Here is a 12,733-nt window from a genome sequence, read left to right on the forward strand (position 1 = left end):
CTAACAGGGCAGATTGACAAAAAATTCTTTATGTCATATAATAACTTTTAATTCAAGATATTTTAATTAAAAACTTTTAAGGTTGTGAAGTTATGGAGAATAATAACATCCAACAGTCTTTGAAACTGTTCATTGTGATGTCTAGAGCTCATCGATCCATTAATGATGTGGTAAATAAACATATAGCTGAAGAGGGATTGAATCCCACTGAGTTTGCAGTACTGGAATTACTTTATCATAAAGGGGATCAGCCTCTTCAGCAAATAGGCGGAAAAATCCTGCTAGCTAGCGGCAGCATTACCTATGTCGTGGATAAACTTGAACAGAAGGAATATCTGCAGCGTATAGCATGTAAAGAGGATCGCCGTGTAACCTTTGCAAAAATAACGGATAAAGGAAAGGCCTTTATTGAAGGAGTATTTCCAGAGCATGAAAAAAGAATCGATGATATCATGAGTGTACTTACGCAAGATGAAAAGGCCACCGTGATCGAATTGCTTAAAAAGATTGGGTATTCCGCTCAAAATTAGCTAAAGAACCAGCACCAGGATTTGACTACAGGTGCTGGTTTTTTATGTCTCATAAAACAGGAATTTGTTTTGGGGACATAAAAAGGTTTTTAATAACGCTGTGGCGAATTAAATTATATTACGATAACCGTGATAATGCTGAAGGTGTCTTGGAAACGAACTCGATTGGATAACGTCATAGAGGAAAAAATGTTTTTATATTCGAAAAGGAGCCTGCATATGAAATTTAATGAGTATGAATACAAACGTCCTGAAATGGATGAAATTAAAACCCGGTTCATGAAAGCTTTGGAAAAGTTTACTGATGCTGCAAATGCCGATGCACAAATAAAAGCCATGGAAGAAATAAACGGAATTCGAAATTATGTAGGTACGATGTTTAATTTGGTCTATATCCGTCATTCCATTGATACCAATGATGTTTTTTATAAAGCGGAGAATGATTATTTAGATGACTTTTCCCCTGAAATGGAAGAATTGACCTCCAAATTTTACAATGAACTCGTTCGCTCGAAATTCCGTAAGAAGCTTGAGGAGAAATGGGGAACTCAACTATTTGACTTGGCTGAGGCCCAACTCAAAACTTTTTCGCCCGAAATCATACCACAGCTGCAAAAAGAAAATAAATTATCAAGTGAGTATTCACAATTAATTGCCTCTGCAAAAATTCACTTTGATGGAAAAGAATTAACACTAGCGCAGCTTCAGCCTTTTATGGAGTCCTCGGACCGTGAGTTAAGGAAAAATGCAAGTGAGGCATATTACGGTTTCTTTGAAGAAAAGCAGGAGGAATTGGATCGTATATTCGATGAACTTGTCAAGGTGAGGAATGGGATTTCGACAGCGCTAGGTTATGGGAATTTCGTGGAACTTGGGTATTATCGAATGACTAGGACTGATTATGATGCTGAAATGGTTGCAGCATTCCGCAAGCAGGTGAAAGAGGAAGTGGTACCGCTTGTCACTCGGCTGAAGGATCGGCAGCGGGAACGTCTTGGATTGGAGAACTTGAACTATTATGATGAGAATTTTCATTTCAGAACGGGTAATGCCATTCCAAAAGGCGATGCTGAGTGGATCATCGAAAATGGGAAAAGGATGTACCAGGAACTATCTCCTGAAACGAATCAGTTTTTCAACTATATGATTGATAATGATTTGATGGACCTTGTGGCGAAGAAAGGAAAAGAAAGCGGTGGCTACTGTACTTTTATAGAAGACTATAAAGCTCCATTCATCTTTTCTAATTTCAACGGTACTTCCGGGGATATAGATGTTTTGACACATGAGGCAGGTCATGCATTCCAAGTGTATCGCAGCCGTGATCTTGACATTCCTGAGTATTATTGGCCTACATATGAAGCGTGTGAAATCCATTCGATGAGCATGGAATTTTTAACTTGGCCATGGATGGAGCTATTTTTCAAGGAAGATACGGAAAAATATAAGTTTTCCCATTTAAGCGGTGCCCTCATATTCCTCCCGTATGGGGTAGCTGTTGATGAATTTCAGCATTTTGTCTATGAAAATCCTAATACCTCCCCCATTGAAAGAAAGAAGGCTTGGCGTAAAATCGAGATGGAATATTTACCGCATCGCGATTATGAAGGAAATGAATTCTTGGAGAATGGCGGGTATTGGCAGCGGCAAAGCCATATTTATCAATCACCTTTTTATTATATCGACTATACATTGGCCCAGATTTGTGCTTTCCAATTCTGGAAAAGGTCGACTGAAAAAGATGGATCGGCTTGGGAGGATTATTTGAATCTGTGCCAACTTGGAGGCAGCAAGTCCTTCCTTGATCTCGTTGAATCTGCGAATCTGAAATCCCCATTTGTTGACGGTACTGTACAGTCCGTTGTGAAGGTGATAGACGAATGGCTCTCCACTGTAGATGATAAGGCATTATGAAATATTAGCCTTTAAGATACGAACCGGATTCTTGAAAGGAATGGCCTAACTCCGAAAACCAAGATTATAAAAGAAGACTTGGTTATCTTTCATGAACAGTTTTTATTTAGAAAAACCTATTGAATTGATGAAATTTTCCACACTCCTGCCGTACCCGAGACCCCACAGCGCTTACTTTGATGAGGCTTGGCAGACAGTCGTCGGAAAGAAAGCGTATTTCTGAAATCATCTGGAACTTTTATTAATTATTGTAGAGTTTGAACGCTTGGGGAGTACTCCAAGCGTTTTTTTAAATCTTTCATACGTTCGGGATGAAGGGAGTTTCAGACTGCACAATGAGAGAATGCAACCCAGGAAAAAACAGCCGACGAAAGTAATATTGCTCGGCTTGTCTTAAATGTCTCTTCCCTACATATAAATGTAGGGAGGAGGGGAGAGTATGCTGTCAAGGTGGTCAGGGAGTTTTCAGATTGCAGCGGTTTATGTAGGCACAGTCGTCGGTGCAGGATTTGCAACTGGAAAAGAGATTGTCGAGTTTTTTACCCGTTATGGTTTTTATGGCTTTATCGGGATTTTAATAGCAGGTTATATTTTCATTTTCACTGGGACGAAAATCATGCTGATTTCCGCAAGGATCAGAGCATCTTCTTATGAGGAGTTCAATCAATTTCTTTTTGGCAGGAAAATAGCAGGAATCATCAACTTCTTTTTCCTTATCATGCTGTTAGGGGTGACGGCTGTCATGATTTCGGGTTCAGGAGCCGTTTTTGAAGAACAACTTGGCGTGCCTAAAAGTATAGGAAGTTGGTCTACGATCATACTGGCATCCTTGGTCCTGATGATGGGCATGCGCGGTGTTTTCACTGTGAACTCTTTTGTTGTACCAATCATGATTTGTTTTAGCGTGATCCTTTTTTTCTCGACTTTGGGTAATGGGGATTTCTTTAAGACCCTTACAAAAGTTCCTGATGAAGTGATCACCGTAAAAATGATTTTGTCACCCTTTGCCTATACAGCCTTTAACCTTGCTTTGGCACAGGCTGTGCTGGTTCCGGTTGCGTATGAGGTTCGAGATGAAAAAGTCATTAAACATGGTGCAATTCTTGGAGGGATATTCCTGACAATCATTTTATTGACGGGGCACTTTTCACTTATGACACTTCCTGACGTGAATAGTTTTGAAATTCCTTCAGCAGTTATTATGAGAACGGCGGCCAGTCAGTTGTATTGGATGTTCATTTTGGTGATATACGGGGAGATATTCACTTCGGTCATCGGAAACATATATGGATTACAGAGGCAAATCAGCAGTTATATTAAATTGCCAGGCATGCTGATCATAGCGGTGATTTTTTTAATAGCTTTAATCATTAGTGAATTCGGATATGGAAGGTTACTAGGATATATTTATCCGGTTTTTGGATACATAAGCCTCCTTTTTTTAGTGCTGGTCTGGAAAAGCAAGGCAGGGAAGGAGTGATGAAGAACGGGGGGCCTGACCCTAGCCCTCCGTACCAGGGGGAATCAATGATCATCCTATCATCAGCGTCTTAGCCATCTCTAGAAAGGCATCCCGGTAATCTCTATCTTTTTTCGTGAACATAGTTAAGCGGACGGGTGCTTTTTCATCCTTGAGCAATATGGAAGTGATGACATCATCCCCATTTTCCACTTCAAATCCTGTACCGCTTTCGATATCAAGTGAAGGATCCCTAATCGTTTCTGAAATGCCTTTCAGCTGGGCTTGAACATTTTTTTCCACCTCATCCCAACTGACATCGGCCTTCAACAATTCGATTCTCATATAAATGGAGTCATCTTCAATCAGGAACACAATATCTTTTCCTGGTTCTTCGGCACTTAATTTGAATTGTTGCAAAACATAGAGGCTGAACGGTTGATTATCACTTTTTTTTAGGAACGCTGTTTTTTCTTTTGCTTCCCCGTTAATGTTATACTGCAGGTTTTGCTCCATCAGTCTTATTTTGTTATCGCTTCGGTTATTGCGATTGCCTCTTTGAGAAGTATTCCCTTCGTTCCCATCTTCTATTGAATCTTCCTGTGGCTCATCTGCATTTTCGTCTGTAGTCGCACCGCAGCCAGTCAGCAGAAAAGCGGCGAATGTGACACAGCCAATATAACGTGTCCAACTAGTCATGTGTTTCCCTCATCTTTCTGATAGAAATTTCAATCTGGATATTCCTGCATCACATACAGGTGCTTTGCCCTTTAATGAATTAGACGGCATGAAATGGAAATGGTTACAAAAAGCAGGGAAATCAATTGGGACGATTGCTAAAAAGTGAAAAACGGAATGGTCATCTAGTAACCATCCCGTTTGAGTACATTGAATTATCCTATGATTTTATAATTTTTATGGTTTACGACGGTTTTTTGTTCAAGTTCCAAATCACGATAATTTTCCATATACGTGACGTCCACGATTACTGAGTTCTCGTTCACTTTCTCGACGATTCCTTTTAAGCCTTCTCTAAATTCAATGATATTTCCAACTTCCGCTTTCTTCATGGTAATCATCCTTTCCCATTTTGTTTCCAATGATCAAAAAGTAACAATGGAGTAATTGGATTATTCGAACATCTTGCCGTTTAGATTTTGACGTGGGAAGTGCTAGTAAGAGAAATAGTTATCTCTTATGTCGGTACAGTAAGCTAAACTTTTAAAAGGAGGTACGATTCTTGTAATGGAGCAGCTGTAAAGATATGGCATAATTTGGTATATCTTGAAAACGCAGTTATGCGTACCAGTATGTAATTCCCAAGTACAAAAAATGCCAATCATTTTACATTATGATATTTTAATATACAGTTTGCACTATTTTAAAGCATTCGTAAAGAATAATGTAGTGAGTGGGGCTCAAAAAATTCTGATTTATATTAAGTGGCAAGCTTATGTTAAAATGATAACGGAATTTCTCCTGTCTGAAAATGATGGAACATTCGATAATTAAGGGGGATAATATATGAACGCAGAAGAAGCAAAAGATGTACTCGATAAATTGGCAAATCGGGAAATGGAAGAATTCCGGATAACAAAAGAAGAATTTTTAGCTTTTCGTGAGGTTCTTGTTAAAAGGGAAGACTTTAAACATTTTCGGGGGAATGCACAACATAACGGTGTGATAATTTATACGTATTTAGATGAAGCGAGAAGTTGAAGGATGTATGATTTGGGGTGGCTCATGATTGAGCCACCCCAAATTATTTATAATGGGAAAATCAATTGTTTCCTTAATTTATTTAATGCGGACTTTCTCCATGATTTGACGGCTGCTGCAGTAACTTGATATATCTCAGCGATTTCAGTAACCGTTTTGTTTTCATGGTATGTCTGTATAAGCCAGCGTTGCTGATTCAGTGTCAATCCTTCCGTGTAGGTTAATATATTATCGATGGCAAAGGCCTCTTCATGCATTGAAAAAGGATCTTTTATCTCTAATATGAAGGAATCAAAGGGTTCGGTACGGATTTCATATTTATGTTGATGCTTTAATTCGTTCAGGATTTTGCCTTTGATCACCGTATAGGCATAGTTGGAGAATTGTCCGTATTCCTCATTGAATTTCCCTAATGACTCCCATAAAGCAATCAAGCCTACTTGAAAATATTCTTCCTTATTTTTATAAATGGAAAGTGAGCGGATAATATGATGGATCATCGGGGTGAATTCTTCCGTTAGCGTTGAGAAATCTTTCATAAAGCAAGTCACCTTTAGAAAGTGCACTTTCCTGTATTCCCGGGTGCTTCTACCATAAATAAATCGATTGGATTTAGCCAAATGGCATAACCGAAAAATGGATGTGGAAAAAAGTGGGTCTTGAGGGTGCTATAGTGAACCTTATTAAAGGATAAAAGGATGATTAAGGTAATATTGCGTGTGGGGGTTACCAAATGAAAAAACACATCCTAATATTGGATGTGCAAAAGAATGATGTTCAGTTTGTCGACAAGCGAGTTTGGAATGGTCTCATTTAAGAACCTTGTTTAAAAAACAAGACAAATCACCCTTCGTGTTTTTTAGTGTAATTTTATAGGATTAAAGAAATATGCGACACTCCTGCCGAATAACAGGCTGGCCGAGACCCCGCAGGCGTTTGCTCTGATGTGGCTTGGCAGACAGCCGTCGGCGGAAAGGGAGGTGGAATTCTGAAATCAACTGGATCTTTTTAAATAAAGGCTGTTTTCACATACTTTGTTGCTATTTACCAAGTAGTGCGGTGTGGTTGATTTCCCCTCCAGATGCTCGCTTTCCGCGGGGCGGGCGGTGAGCCTCCTCGGCGTAACCCCTGTGGGGTCTCACCTGTCCCGCTGCTCCCGCAGGAGTCTCACACTTCCGCTCCAATCAACCTTAAATAGTTTCGTTTTAAAAACAACAATCTTTACGAAAAGAGCCTAAATAAAAAACTGCCGGCAAACTGATCTTCTTTAAATTTGTCTGCAGTCTGACATATAAAGATGTGTTTTTCTTATTCCAGATGAATTTTCCAAACATCATTTACCGGTTATTGTGATTTCAGAACAGGGTATATTATTAAACCATTGTATTTGTTAACTTTGGGATTTTCGGAATCCAGCATCCTGTGCGTCTTGTTCAGTACAAAACATTTCTTCTGGTTTAGTTATTTCGTAATATTGGCCCGAAGGAATGTGATAAATTTTATTGCCTTTGGAATTTATATTCCCTTTAATTTGCGGGTTATTGCAAGACCCAGTGGGCTTTTCCACGGATGCTTCTTTTGACTTCGAATTATCAAACCCTTTTGAAGTTGCATAGTTTTCAATTGACCAAATACCGATTTCGTCTTGTTGCGCTTGTTTTTGAATATTTTCCAATTCATCAAGGTATTTCGTGTTTGGTGCATAAACATAGGCTACCCTTGCCAGTCCTTTTTCCAGCAGGAGTTTATTCACCATTTTACCATCAACATAAAAATAGGCCAGCAGCCGGCCATATTTATCTCTTTCACCTATGCCGGTTTCTACTTCCACTTTAGAGCCCGCAGGCATAAGTTCCTTGGCGAACTTGCTTGCTTCAGGTCCAAAAGGCTGAACGGGCTTGGATGGGTGCACGGTTTCTGGAGTATCTATCAAAAGGAGCCTGACCGTTTCTTCATTTCCATTAGCCATATTGATTTTTACTGTATCTCCGTCAATAACTTTGATGATCTCGGCTGTGAATGTCTTGCCTTTTTCTTCATTTGAAGAATCCGAATTGGATCGGATGTCTTCGTTGGAAAGTGAATATTCCTGTTTGGATTGATTGATCAGGTTATCCGATGCTGCCTGGCAGCCAGATAACGTGATCAGGCAAAGTGCAGTAAGGAGAAAAACATTCAGGTAAGAATGTAAAAAGGATTTTCCTTTCATGATAAGTCCCTCCATTTATTAAGGTGTTTTCCACGTACGTCATGGATATATTCAGCAGGACTAATACTAACCTATAAAAATCCGAAAGAAAATGAAAATCTTTACATGCATCGCTACCCCATATCATGATAGTTTCTTATAATGATATGGTGGAGTATGGGAGGCAGGCGGTAAAATGATATTCAGGCTAGAAAATATTGAGTATAAAGGGATTTTGAAAATTGATGATTTGAAAATACCGGCGGGCATGGTCACTTGTTTGACTGGGGAAAGCGGTGCAGGAAAAACTTCACTGCTACGATTATTGAACAGGATGGATGACCCGGATAGCGGGTCGATTTATTTTCAAGATCAGTTGCTGGATAAATTCAACCCGATAGAGCTCCGGCGTAAAGTCACAATGCTTTCTCAGGCACCGTTCACTTTACCGGGTACGGTTGAAGAAAATCTTCAGGTTGGCCTGGAATTGACAGAACGGGAAAAAAAAGATAAGGCAGAATTGGTTAAAGCACTTGAAACCGTCCAGTTGCAGAAGTCTTTAGAAGAGAGTGCGGAGAATCTTTCTGGCGGGGAGAAACAGAGGCTGGCACTGGCAAGGTTACTTTTATTGAACCCCGAGGTGTATTTACTGGATGAGCCGACTTCAGCTCTTGATGAGGAAGCCGAGCTGACGGTCATGAGCCGATTTTTAGAAGAAGTAAAGCGGGAAAAAGGAACGGTCATCATGATAACCCATTCAAAACAGCTGGCGGACATTTGTGCTGAAAAAAGGATCGTTCTGAAAAAGGCGAAGGAGGGTGACTATTAATGGAGGCGAATGGGATAATAGATATTGAGTTCTGGCGTCTTTGTGCAGCCTACGTGTTTGTAGTGATTCTGCTCATAATCGTGAAATGGCGCGGGATTTCACGGGAAAAGCAAATCATGCTCGCTACGGTGCGGATGACTGTACAACTCATTCTCGCAGGATATGTTTTGACATATATCTTTGAAAATCCCCACCCTTTACTTTCTTTAGGGTTTTTATGTGCGATGGCCATGTTTTCCATCCATAACATTTTTAAGCAAGTGTCCCATACACTCAATAAGAAAATCAAAAGGATGGTTATCTTAAGTATGTTGTCAGGTCCCATGGCTGCCTTGTTTTATTTTAATGTGGTCGTGATCCATTTCACGCCATGGTACGAGCCGAGGTATTTCATTCCAATTGCAGGGATGATCGTGGGGAATGCGATGACAGGAGTGACATTGGCGCTTAAAAACCTCCATGATGGGATTAGCAGTAATCGTGAAAAGGTAGAGGCGATGTTGATGCTTGGAGCGACTCCAGCGAGGGCTGTTAAGAAATATGTGGATGCTGCATTCGACTCGGCTGTGCTCCCGACTTTGAACAATATGCTCGGGATGGGGATTATCTTCCTTCCAGGAATGATGACAGGGCAAATCCTGTCGGGGATAAGCCCGCTCATAGCGATTGAGTACCAGATTGCGATACTAATCGGGATTCTCGGAAGTGTTTCATTAACGGTGGTCCTTTTCATTATGCTGAGTTTCAGGGCTTTTTTTACCAAAAATGCACAGCTGTCCATTTAATCATTGAAGAATCTGAAAAGTAATAGTTGCAGTTCCATCTATATTTTTGTACTATTTTGTAGGTACCAATAGTTTTGGTTTGTTTGTTGGGAATGATAATGCTATCCTGATAAGGAAAAGGGCATTTCTTTTTTCATTTCTTCCTGATTGGATGGAGAAAACCCCTTACATAACCTATTTTTGTTAATTTATCTTAAAGGAGATTGATTTATATGGTAGAAAAAACATTTACAGTAACTGCAGAAACAGGAATTCACGCTCGTCCGGCTACATTGCTTGTACAAGCTGCAGGAAAATTTGATTCAGAAATAAACCTTGCATATAAAGAGAAAAAAGTGAACCTTAAGTCCATTATGGGTGTAATGTCCCTAGGTATCGGCAAAGGGGCGGAAATTACGATTTCTGCTGAAGGAAGCGATGAAAATGATGCACTAAACACACTTGCTGAAACGTTGAACAGAGAAGGATTAGCAGAATAATGTCCACTTTGATTAGTGGGATAGCAGCTTCAAACGGAATAGCCATCGCTAAAGCCTATCGACTGACTGAGCCAGATTTATCGATTGAAAAAAGAAGCATAGAAGATGTCGGGGCTGAAATATCCCGTTTTAAGGAAGCTATTCAAAAGTCAACAAATGAATTGGAAATAATCAGGGATAAAGCCGAAAAAGATCTAGGGGCCGATAAAGCCGCGATCTTTGACGCACACCTGCTTGTTTTGGCTGATCCGGAACTTATCACTCCGATTCAGGATAAAATACAATCAGAAAACGTCAACGCTGAGTATTCCTTAAATGAAACCGCAAGCATGTTCATTACGATGTTTGAACAAATGGATAATGAATACATGAAGGAACGTGCAGCGGATATCCGTGACGTCACGAAACGGGTGCTGTCACATCTTTTAGGTGTTCATATTCCAAATCCGAGCATGATTGCTGAAGAAGTGATCATCATTGCGGAGGATTTGACTCCATCCGATACAGCACAGTTGAATCCGGCATATGTTAAAGGATTTACGACCGATATCGGTGGACGTACATCCCATTCAGCCATAATGGCACGTTCATTGGAAATTCCAGCAGTCGTTGGAGCGAAGTCAGTGACCTCGTCCATTGAAAATGGTGACTTGGTCATAATTGACGGGTTAAAGGGTGAAGTTCACATCAATCCTACTCCTGAACTCGTGAAACGCTACGAAGAGGAGCAGGAAGCCTATGCTAGGCAAAAGGCTGAGTGGGCGAAGCTGGTTAATGAAAAAACCGTTACGAATGATGGACATCATGTGGAATTGGCAGCCAATATTGGCACGCCGAAAGATCTGGAGGGCGTCCATCAAAATGGCGGTGAAGGCATCGGGCTATATCGTACGGAATTTCTTTATATGGGCAGAAATGACTTTCCAAGTGAAGAAGAACAGTTCGAGGCATACAAAGCGGTGCTGGAAGGAATGTCAGGTAAGCCTGTAGTCGTCAGAACGCTTGATATAGGCGGAGACAAGGAGTTGCCTTATTTAGAGCTTCCAAAGGAAATGAATCCTTTCCTTGGATACCGTGCGATTCGCCTTTGCTTAAATGAGCAGGAGATTTTCCGGACTCAGCTCCGTGCCTTGCTTCGTGCAAGCATTTACGGGGATTTGAAGATCATGTTCCCGATGATTGCCACACTGGCTGAATTCCGCGAAGCTAAAGCCGTCTTGGCTGAAGTCAGGCAGGAATTGCTTGATAATGGTATACAAGTTGCCGAAAAGATTGAAGTCGGAATCATGGTTGAAATCCCTTCAACTGCAGTGATGGCTGATATATTTGCTAAGGAAGTCGATTTCTTCAGCATAGGCACTAATGACTTGATTCAGTATACGATGGCCGCTGACCGAATGAATGAGAGAGTATCTTATTTATATCAACCATACAATCCAGCGATTTTACGCTTGGTTAAAATGGTCATAGATGCAGCTCATAAAGAAGGGAAATGGGCCGGAATGTGCGGGGAAATGGCTGGAGATGAAGTGGCCATCCCGATTTTGATCGGATTGGGCCTTGATGAATTCTCAATGAGTGCCACTTCGATTCTGAAAGCACGTTCTTTAATTAGCCAACTTTCGCTTGAAGAGATGAAAAAACTATCTCAGGAAGTTTTAGGACTGGATACGAATGATAATGTGAAAGAAGCGGTTGTTAACGCTTTGAAGAAATAATTAAAATCAGGAAAAACGCACCCCATCCATAGAACCTTCGGATGGGGTGCTGTTTTCTGTCCTGTTAATTCTTGCTTGAATATTTGAGAAAAAGTGTTTATTGCACCAAAATGGGGGTAAATAAAAAGCAAGCACAGTTGTTTAGCTCTATTAGGGCAGCTGACATTCTCATTTCCCCCTTTGAAGCCGGTTGGTTATCCAGCCGGCTATTTTTTTTGCAAATAAAAAAATCATAAGAATGATTATTCAGATTTTTCACTTTACGGTTATGACGATATAATGGAATTATATTTTTAAGAAGATGGAGGTTAAATATTATATGGAATTACATTTGGAAAAGAAAAATGCCTTGATTTTAGCTTCAAGTCAAGGTTTGGGGAAGGCTATGGCAGCCGAATTGGTTAAAGAAGGAGCAAATGTCATGCTAGCCAGCCGTGATGGAGAAAAGCTAGCCGCCGTACAAAGGGAATTATCGCAGCTTGGGACTGGAAAAGTTTCTTATATGGTAACGGATATAACAAAAGCTGAAGATATTAAAAGCCTGGTTGGGCAAACTGCTGAGGAATTCGGCGGTATCGACATTCTTATTAATAACGCCGGAGGTCCTCCAGGGGGTTCGTTTTCAGATTTCAATGATGAAGAATGGCAACAATCTTTCGAACTTAATTTGCTAAGCTTCATAAGGACGATTCGTGAGAGCTTGCCACATTTAAAAAAACAGGGCGGCAAAATCGTTAATATTGCTTCTTCATCCATTAAGGAACCGATCCCAGGACTGATATTATCGAATACATTCCGGACGGCAATCGTTGGATTGTCAAAGACATTAGCTTCAGAATTAGCACCAGACAGGATTTTGGTCAATACAGTCGGACCAGGAAGAATCGCAACGGACCGCGTTCAGCACCTTGATGAAATGAATGCAGAGAAACAAGGCGTCACTCCTCTGGAGGTGACTGAACAATCCATTAACAAAATCCCTCTTGGCCGTTATGGGGAACCCGAGGAATTTGCAAAGTTCGTTACTTTCCTTGTTTCAGGTGCTAATACATATTTGACAGGGCAGTCCTATTTAGTTGACGGAGGAATGATAAAGTCCATTTAAGTTTTTT

13 protein-coding genes are annotated in these 12,733 nt (G+C 40.5%); 9 read left to right on the plus strand and 4 right to left on the minus strand.

Annotated features, from left to right (window positions below; genetic code table 11):
• Window positions 1-92 precede the first annotated feature (92 nt).
• From ACIQYG_RS14820 to ACIQYG_RS14830, 3 genes are all read left to right on the plus strand, one after another.
• Window positions 93-530 carry a MarR family winged helix-turn-helix transcriptional regulator gene (locus ACIQYG_RS14820; RefSeq protein ID WP_034314147.1) on the plus strand — a complete coding sequence of 146 codons (438 nt, stop codon included), beginning with the start codon at window positions 93-95 and terminating at the stop codon, window positions 528-530.
• Between the two features lie 219 nt (window positions 531-749).
• The gene (locus tag ACIQYG_RS14825; RefSeq protein WP_402839178.1) at window positions 750-2,444 is read left to right on the plus strand and encodes a M3 family oligoendopeptidase; all 1,695 of its coding nucleotides are present in this window, start codon (window positions 750-752) and stop codon (window positions 2,442-2,444) included.
• A 439-nt stretch (window positions 2,445-2,883) separates the two neighbouring features.
• Window positions 2,884-3,924 carry a YkvI family membrane protein gene (locus tag ACIQYG_RS14830; protein ID WP_402839180.1) on the plus strand — a complete coding sequence of 347 codons (1,041 nt, stop codon included), beginning with the start codon at window positions 2,884-2,886 and terminating at the stop codon, window positions 3,922-3,924.
• 51 nt (window positions 3,925-3,975) lie between these two features.
• Here the strand turns inward: ACIQYG_RS14830 and ACIQYG_RS14835 are convergent, their stop codons facing one another.
• Together ACIQYG_RS14835 and ACIQYG_RS14840 are read right to left on the minus strand one after the other, a co-directional pair.
• Window positions 3,976-4,602: a hypothetical protein gene (locus tag ACIQYG_RS14835; protein ID WP_402839183.1), complete on the minus strand. Its 627-nt coding sequence runs from the start codon at window positions 4,600-4,602 to the stop codon at window positions 3,976-3,978.
• A gap of 194 nt (window positions 4,603-4,796) precedes the next feature.
• Window positions 4,797-4,973 carry a YkvS family protein gene (locus ACIQYG_RS14840; protein WP_064505160.1) on the minus strand — a complete coding sequence of 59 codons (177 nt, stop codon included), beginning with the start codon at window positions 4,971-4,973 and terminating at the stop codon, window positions 4,797-4,799.
• A gap of 454 nt (window positions 4,974-5,427) precedes the next feature.
• Here ACIQYG_RS14840 and ACIQYG_RS14845 point away from each other — a divergent pair, with 454 nt between their 5' ends.
• Window positions 5,428-5,622 (plus strand): hypothetical protein, encoded by a 195-nt coding sequence (locus tag ACIQYG_RS14845; protein ID WP_402839185.1) that lies wholly within the window; start codon window positions 5,428-5,430, stop codon window positions 5,620-5,622.
• A gap of 47 nt (window positions 5,623-5,669) precedes the next feature.
• On the opposite strand, the gene ACIQYG_RS14850 is transcribed toward ACIQYG_RS14845, so the two are convergent.
• Together ACIQYG_RS14850 and ACIQYG_RS14855 are read right to left on the minus strand one after the other, a co-directional pair.
• Entirely contained in the window at window positions 5,670-6,161 is a 492-nt protein-coding gene (locus ACIQYG_RS14850) for a sigma-70 family RNA polymerase sigma factor (protein WP_402839188.1), read from the minus strand.
• 851 nt (window positions 6,162-7,012) lie between these two features.
• Complete coding sequence (locus tag ACIQYG_RS14855) at window positions 7,013-7,831, minus strand: thermonuclease family protein (protein ID WP_402839190.1); 819 nt, start codon at window positions 7,829-7,831, stop codon at window positions 7,013-7,015.
• Window positions 7,832-8,006: 175 nt separating this feature from the next.
• Here ACIQYG_RS14855 and ACIQYG_RS14860 point away from each other — a divergent pair, with 175 nt between their 5' ends.
• From ACIQYG_RS14860 to ACIQYG_RS14880, 5 genes are all read left to right on the plus strand, one after another.
• Complete coding sequence (locus ACIQYG_RS14860; protein WP_483878389.1) at window positions 8,007-8,639, plus strand: ABC transporter ATP-binding protein; 633 nt, start codon at window positions 8,007-8,009, stop codon at window positions 8,637-8,639.
• Window positions 8,639-9,424 carry an ABC transporter permease gene (locus tag ACIQYG_RS14865; protein ID WP_402839193.1) on the plus strand — a complete coding sequence of 262 codons (786 nt, stop codon included), beginning with the start codon at window positions 8,639-8,641 and terminating at the stop codon, window positions 9,422-9,424. Before ACIQYG_RS14860 ends, ACIQYG_RS14865 begins: the two co-directional genes overlap by 1 nt.
• 212 nt (window positions 9,425-9,636) lie before the next feature.
• Window positions 9,637-9,903, plus strand: coding sequence for a phosphocarrier protein HPr (locus tag ACIQYG_RS14870; RefSeq protein ID WP_034314127.1), 267 nt, complete (start codon window positions 9,637-9,639; stop codon window positions 9,901-9,903).
• Window positions 9,903-11,621 (plus strand): phosphoenolpyruvate--protein phosphotransferase, encoded by a 1,719-nt coding sequence (gene ptsP, locus ACIQYG_RS14875; RefSeq protein ID WP_402839195.1) that lies wholly within the window; start codon window positions 9,903-9,905, stop codon window positions 11,619-11,621. Before ACIQYG_RS14870 ends, ptsP begins: the two co-directional genes overlap by 1 nt.
• A gap of 319 nt (window positions 11,622-11,940) precedes the next feature.
• Window positions 11,941-12,726, plus strand: a complete 786-nt coding sequence (locus ACIQYG_RS14880; protein WP_402839197.1) for an SDR family oxidoreductase — start codon at window positions 11,941-11,943, stop codon at window positions 12,724-12,726.
• Window positions 12,727-12,733 lie beyond the last annotated feature (7 nt).

Origin of the sequence: Peribacillus sp. NPDC096622, from assembly GCF_044762665.1 — a bacterium.
In the GTDB taxonomy this organism is placed as follows: domain Bacteria; phylum Bacillota; class Bacilli; order Bacillales; family DSM-1321; genus Peribacillus; species Peribacillus frigoritolerans_B.

Bases quoted from the DNA above. Each gene is read 5' to 3' on its own strand.
- ACIQYG_RS14840 (WP_064505160.1), bottom strand. From the start codon at position 4,973: ATGAAGAAAGCGGAAGTTGGAAATATCATTGAATTTAGAGAAGGCTTA.
- ACIQYG_RS14855 (WP_402839190.1), bottom strand. From the start codon at position 7,831: ATGAAAGGAAAATCCTTTTTACATTCTTACCTGAATGTTTTTCTCCTT.
- ACIQYG_RS14820 (WP_034314147.1), top strand. From the start codon at position 93: ATGGAGAATAATAACATCCAACAGTCTTTGAAACTGTTCATTGTGATG.
- ptsP (WP_402839195.1), top strand. From the start codon at position 9,903: ATGTCCACTTTGATTAGTGGGATAGCAGCTTCAAACGGAATAGCCATC.
- ACIQYG_RS14845 (WP_402839185.1), top strand. From the start codon at position 5,428: ATGAACGCAGAAGAAGCAAAAGATGTACTCGATAAATTGGCAAATCGG.
- ACIQYG_RS14825 (WP_402839178.1), top strand. From the start codon at position 750: ATGAAATTTAATGAGTATGAATACAAACGTCCTGAAATGGATGAAATT.
- ACIQYG_RS14850 (WP_402839188.1), bottom strand. From the start codon at position 6,161: ATGAAAGATTTCTCAACGCTAACGGAAGAATTCACCCCGATGATCCAT.
- ACIQYG_RS14835 (WP_402839183.1), bottom strand. From the start codon at position 4,602: ATGACTAGTTGGACACGTTATATTGGCTGTGTCACATTCGCCGCTTTT.
- ACIQYG_RS14865 (WP_402839193.1), top strand. From the start codon at position 8,639: ATGGAGGCGAATGGGATAATAGATATTGAGTTCTGGCGTCTTTGTGCA.
- ACIQYG_RS14870 (WP_034314127.1), top strand. From the start codon at position 9,637: ATGGTAGAAAAAACATTTACAGTAACTGCAGAAACAGGAATTCACGCT.
- ACIQYG_RS14830 (WP_402839180.1), top strand. From the start codon at position 2,884: ATGCTGTCAAGGTGGTCAGGGAGTTTTCAGATTGCAGCGGTTTATGTA.
- ACIQYG_RS14860 (WP_483878389.1), top strand. From the start codon at position 8,007: ATGATATTCAGGCTAGAAAATATTGAGTATAAAGGGATTTTGAAAATT.
- ACIQYG_RS14880 (WP_402839197.1), top strand. From the start codon at position 11,941: ATGGAATTACATTTGGAAAAGAAAAATGCCTTGATTTTAGCTTCAAGT.